Origin of the sequence: Belnapia moabensis DSM 16746 (genome assembly GCF_000745835.1) — a bacterium.
Classification (GTDB): domain Bacteria; phylum Pseudomonadota; class Alphaproteobacteria; order Acetobacterales; family Acetobacteraceae; genus Belnapia; species Belnapia moabensis.
Genome location: NZ_JQKB01000286.1, coordinates 1 through 1,190, shown reverse-complemented (window position 1 = coordinate 1,190; position 1,190 = coordinate 1). Strand labels below are relative to the sequence as shown.

The following is a 1,190-nucleotide window of genomic DNA, read 5'->3' as shown; positions in this document are numbered from 1 at the left end:
ACGCTGTCGCCGGCGCAGGCTTCCCTGCTGCTGGAGGGCCTGGAGTGGCGGTCAGCGCAGCGGGAGTGGCGGCCTACGGCAGCGTGATGTCGCGGCGTGCTGCTTTTGCTTGGTGCGACGCGAGCAGGTCGGCGACGATTCCGGCGTGCCCGAGGATCATGCCAGCAGTAGCGGTGATGCCGCCGTCGAGGACGTAGCCCAGCTGCGGGCCGCGCTCGCCGCGGCCGAGGCGCGCATCGCGGCGCTGGAGCAGATCATCCATGACCTGCGCCAGGCTCGCTTCGGCCAGAGTGCCGAGCGGGTTGATCCCGGCCAGCTGGCCCTGGCTCTCAGCGGAGCGCCGCCCACTCCGCCACCGGCGAGCAACGACAACCCGGTTCCGCGCGGTCGCAAGCCGCATGCCGAGCGGCGCCGCAACCGCGGTCATCTGCCCGCGCACCTCGAGCGTGTCGAGCAGGTGTTGGACCTGGCGGACCGCCACTGCCCGTGCTGCCGCGAGGAGATGCGGCGGATCGGCGAGGACCGGGGAGAACGGCTCGATGTCGTGCCTGCCCAACTCCGGGTGCTGGTGACTGTCCGGCCCCGCTACGCCTGCCGGCACTGCGAGGAGGCTGGAGTGCACCAGCAGCCGGCTCCCGCGCGCGTCGTGACCGGCGGGCTGCCCACCGAGGCGCTGCTGGTGCAGGTGCTGGTGGCCAAGTACGGCGACGGCATCCCGCTCCACCGGCAGTGCCAGATCCTGGCCCGACAAGGCATCCAGCTCGATCGGGCCACCCTATGCGATTGGGTCGGCAAGGCCTGCTGGTGGCTGCGCCCGCTACGCGACCTCATCCTCGCCCATGTCGTGGGACATGCCCGGGTGTTCGCCGACGATACGCCGCTGCCCACCCTGGAACGCGGCCTTGGCCGCACCCGCGAGGGCCGGCTCTGGTGCTACGCGGCCGACGACCGTGCCTCCCGCGGCACCGGCCCACCAGCGGTGGCCTATGTCTATGCCCGCGACCGCAAGGCAGCCCGACCAGCCGCCCATCTCGCTCGGTTCCGCGGCACCCTGCAGGTGGACGGCTACACCGGGTTCCGCGCGCTCACCGCCAAAAAGGACAGCGCGGTCACGCTGGCCTTCTGCTGGAGCCATCTGCGCCGGCGCTTTCACAAGATCCACGCCCATAACGGCTCGCCGATCGCCGCCG

Annotated in this window: 1 protein-coding gene; it reads left to right on the top strand. The window is 71.8% G+C overall.

The genetic code is table 11. The features are described from left to right. Nucleotides 1–112 precede the first annotated feature (112 nt). Nucleotides 113–1,190: IS66 family transposase (gene tnpC / locus EP26_RS36035; RefSeq protein ID WP_245624585.1), on the top strand; the 1,078-nt coding region annotated here is incomplete at its 3' end.